This is a genomic window from Actinomadura rubrisoli (assembly GCF_004349215.1).
GTDB classification, from domain to species: Bacteria; Actinomycetota; Actinomycetes; order Streptosporangiales; family Streptosporangiaceae; genus Spirillospora; species Spirillospora rubrisoli.
The window spans coordinates 1-3,409 of sequence record NZ_SMKU01000565.1 but is presented as its reverse complement, the minus strand read 5'-3'; the positions used below and the strand labels follow the sequence as shown (position 1 = coordinate 3,409).

3 protein-coding genes are annotated in these 3,409 nt (G+C 77.5%); all 3 read right to left on the bottom strand.

The window, feature by feature from the left end:
- Positions 1 to 106: 106 nt before the first annotated feature.
- The 3 genes from E1298_RS45355 to E1298_RS45345 are packed head-to-tail and all read right to left on the bottom strand — an operon-like array spanning position 107 to position 3,341.
- On the bottom strand, positions 107 to 970 hold the full coding sequence (locus tag E1298_RS45355) for an ABC transporter permease (RefSeq protein WP_131903558.1): 864 nt from the start codon (positions 968 to 970) through the stop codon (positions 107 to 109).
- Positions 967 to 2,415, bottom strand: a complete 1,449-nt coding sequence (locus E1298_RS45350; protein ID WP_131903557.1) for a DUF1349 domain-containing protein — start codon at positions 2,413 to 2,415, stop codon at positions 967 to 969. The genes E1298_RS45355 and E1298_RS45350 overlap by 4 nt, the downstream gene beginning before the upstream one ends.
- Positions 2,412 to 3,341, bottom strand: coding sequence for an ABC transporter ATP-binding protein (locus tag E1298_RS45345; protein WP_131903556.1), 930 nt, complete (start codon positions 3,339 to 3,341; stop codon positions 2,412 to 2,414). The genes E1298_RS45350 and E1298_RS45345 overlap by 4 nt, the downstream gene beginning before the upstream one ends.
- Positions 3,342 to 3,409: the final 68 nt, after the last annotated feature.

The following is a 3,409-nucleotide window of genomic DNA, read 5'->3' as shown; positions in this document are numbered from 1 at the left end:
CGCCCGGTCTCGGGCGCGCCTCGCGCTCGCCCCGAGCCCGCCCGGCCGCTCGTCGCCCGCCCGGCCGCTCGTCCCGCACTCGATGCCCGGCCCCCGCTCGGGCCTGTCAGGCGTCGCGGGTGAGGAACAGCGCGCCGCCGACCAGCAGCGCGGCGGCGGTGTAGGCGGCCAGGACCGCCAGGCCCGGCCACGGCCCGATCGGCAGCCGGTCCAGCTCCCGGGTCGCCTGGACCGCCAGCCCCGCCGGCATCGGCGCGTACTTGTCCAGCCGTTCCTGCCAGCGGGCGTCGCCTACGAACCGGGTGATCCCCGGGATGATCCACAGCAGCGCCAGCACCGCCGTGATCGCCCCGGCCGAGTCCCGCAGGGCCGCGCCGGCGCCCAGGGCCAGCAGCGCGACCAGGACCAGGTACAGCACCGTCCCGAACGCCGCCCGCGCGGTCGGCCCGTCGGCCAGGGACGGCGGCGGGTGGCCGTTGGCGGCGCTGAACCCGTTGCCGGGCAGGATCAGCCGTCCCGCCGCCAGCGAGCCCAGCACCCCGAGCGTCCCGGCGGCGGCGACGGCCCCGGCGACCACGGCGGCCTTGGCCAGCAGCGCCGTGCCGCGCCTCGGGACGGCGGCCAGGGTCGCGCCGATCGTCCCGGTGGCGTACTCCCCGCCGATCGCCAGCACGCCGAGCACGACGGCGGCGACCTGCCCGAGCCGCACGCCCGACAGGCTCAGCTTGGGGGTGTCCTCCATGCACCCGGCGGGCGTGGCGCAGTGGGAGGTGTCGACGGCGGCCGTCGCCGCCGCCCCGGTCAGGACGGTCGTCGCGGCCAGGGCCAGCAGCAGCCACGCGGTGCTGCGCAGGGTCCGCAGCTTGGTCCACTCGGCGTGCAGGGCGCCGCGCAGGGGCGCGCCGGCCGCGGCGGCGTGCCCGGTGCCGGGGCGGTGGCCCGCGGCGCGCCCGGTCGTGGGGGGCCTCATGCGTCGCGCCGCCTCAGCAGCCACGCCGCGGCGGCCACCGCGACCGCGGTGTAGGCGCACAGCACCCCGAGCCCGGCCCAGGGACCGATGGCGGTGTCGTAGCGGTGGACGGTGTGCTGGATCGCGAACCCGGCCGCCGGGGTGAGGCGCTCCACCCACCGCGCCGCCGCCACCGGCAGTCCCGTCGCGACGATCTGCGGGACGAGCAGCAGCAGCAGGACCACCGTGATCGCGGGGGCGCTGCGCCGCATGATCGTCGCCATGGCCAGGCTGAACACCGCGATCACCGCCAGCAGCAGCGCCGTGCCGATCGCCGCCCGCAGCACCGGCCCCTCGGCCGGCGACGGCGGCGACATCCCGTGCGAGCGCAGCACCGGAGCGGCCAGCAGCAGCGACCCGAACCCGGCGGCGAGCCCGGCGGCGAACGCGGCGAGCCCGGCCACGACGGCCTTGGCGGCCAGCACCCGGCCGCGGCGGGGGCTCGCGGCGAACGTGGTGCGGATCGTGCCGCGCCGGTATTCGGCGGTGACGAACAGCACCGCCAGCGCGACGATCGCGGCCTGCCCGATCAGCAGGCCGGTGAGGGTGGTCTGGGTGATGTCGTCGGCGAACTCGTCGGGCCCGACGTCACCCGACCCGGCCAGGGTGAACGTGCCGCCGGACCGGGTCGACCCGCCGACCTGCTCGCGGGCGGGGCCGCCCGGCCCGCTGCGGTCGCGCCACGGCGTGTCGGCCTGCGGACGGGCGGGCGCGAGCGCCACGTGGTCGAAGGCGGCGGTGGTGTCGGCGGGCTGCCCGGAGACGACCTCGCCGCCGAACTGCCGCTCCACTTTGATCTTGTCGGGGGTCGCCACGAACAGCCCCGCCAGGGCCGAGGGCGGCAGCCCGTCCAGGGTCACCGCGCCGACCCGGTTCCAGGTGCGTCCGTCCGCCGATGCGTAGCCGGTCACGGTCGCGCCGGCGCGGGTCAGCCTGAGCCAGCGCGGTGCGGTGACCGTCCCGCCGCCGGCGCCGCCGCCGCGGTAGCCGGTCTGCACCCGCACGCCGTGCCGCGGCGTCACCATGATCGCCGCGTAGGGCGCGCCGCGCTCGGCGCTCCGGCGGATCATCAGGCCGGCCTTGGCCCACGGGTCGGCGCCCTGCTGGGAGGCGACGCGGGCGGTGATGCTCCCGTCGCCCTCCAGCGTCCGGTAGGTGAGGTGGCCCTGGTCGGTGATCGCCTTCAGGCGGCTCGGGGGCCCGGCCCCGCCCTCGCCGTCCCCGCTGGACTCCGTCCCCGAGGCGGTGAGCAGCGCGACCAGGATGGTCAGCACCGCCGCCGCGCCCAGCGTCAGCATCCAGCGGGGCACCGACCGCAGCTTGGTCCACTCGGCCAGCAGCAGCCGCCCGAAGCCGTCGCGGGCGGTGTCCTGGACGGTGCTCTTGTAGGGGGTGACCGCGGTCATGACCGCTCCCGTCCGGTGACGGCGTGGAACTCCACCGCGTCCCTGGTCAGCTCCATGTACGCCTCCTCCAGCGACGCCCGGTGCTCGGCGATGCCCGAGAACGGCACCCCGGCCCCGGTCAGCAGCGCGATGATCCGCTCGGAGGGCAGCCCGGACACCGTCACCGCGTCCCGCCCGTCGGCCGCGACCGTCGCGCCCGCGTGCGCCAGCACCGTCATCGCCTCCTGGCGGCCGGTGGTGCGCAGGTGCACCCGCCCGCCGGACGCGGCGTCCAGCAGCTCCGCGACGCCGGTGTCGGCGATCAGCCGGCCGCGCCCGATCACCACCAGGTGGTCGGCGCCGCCCTCCAGCTCGCTCATCAGGTGGCTGGAGACCAGCACCGCGCGTCCCTCGGCGGCCAGCGACCGCAGCAGCCCCCGGATCCAGGTGATCCCTTCGGGGTCCAGGCCGTTGACCGGCTCGTCGAACATCAGCACCGGCGGGTCGCCCAGCAGCGCGGCGGCGATGCCCAGTCGCTGGCGCATGCCCAGGGAGTAGCCCCCGGCCGGGCGCCGCGCGACGCCCGCCAGCCCGGCCAGCTCGATCACCTCGTCCACCCGGCGCGACGGGAGCCCATTGGCGTGCGCGAGCCACAGCAGGTGGTCGCGGGCGCGGCGGGCGGGGTGCACGGCGGCGGCGTCCAGCATCGCGCCGAGGCGGCACAGCGGCGTCCGCAGCGTCCGGTAGGGGCGCCCGCCCACCAGCGCGGTGCCGCCGTCGGGCCGGTCCAGCCCCAGGATCATCCGCATGGTGGTGGACTTGCCCGCGCCGTTGGGGCCGACGAAACCGGTGACCTGGCCGGGCCCGACGGTGAACGACAGCCCGTCCACGGCGACGGTCGGCCCGTACCGTTTGCGCAGGCCCTGCACTTCGATGGTTGCGTCCATGACCGGTGAGGCTACGGAGCCGGGACGGGCCGGGGCATCACGCCGGGGTGGCGTCTTGGGCGGCCGGC

What these genes read in the sequence shown, in the direction of transcription:
- E1298_RS45355 (WP_131903558.1), bottom strand. Translation starts at nt 970, where the DNA reads ATGAGGCCCCCCACGACCGGGCGCGCCGCGGGCCACCGCCCCGGCACC.
- E1298_RS45350 (WP_131903557.1), bottom strand. Translation starts at nt 2,415, where the DNA reads ATGACCGCGGTCACCCCCTACAAGAGCACCGTCCAGGACACCGCCCGC.
- E1298_RS45345 (WP_131903556.1), bottom strand. Translation starts at nt 3,341, where the DNA reads ATGGACGCAACCATCGAAGTGCAGGGCCTGCGCAAACGGTACGGGCCG.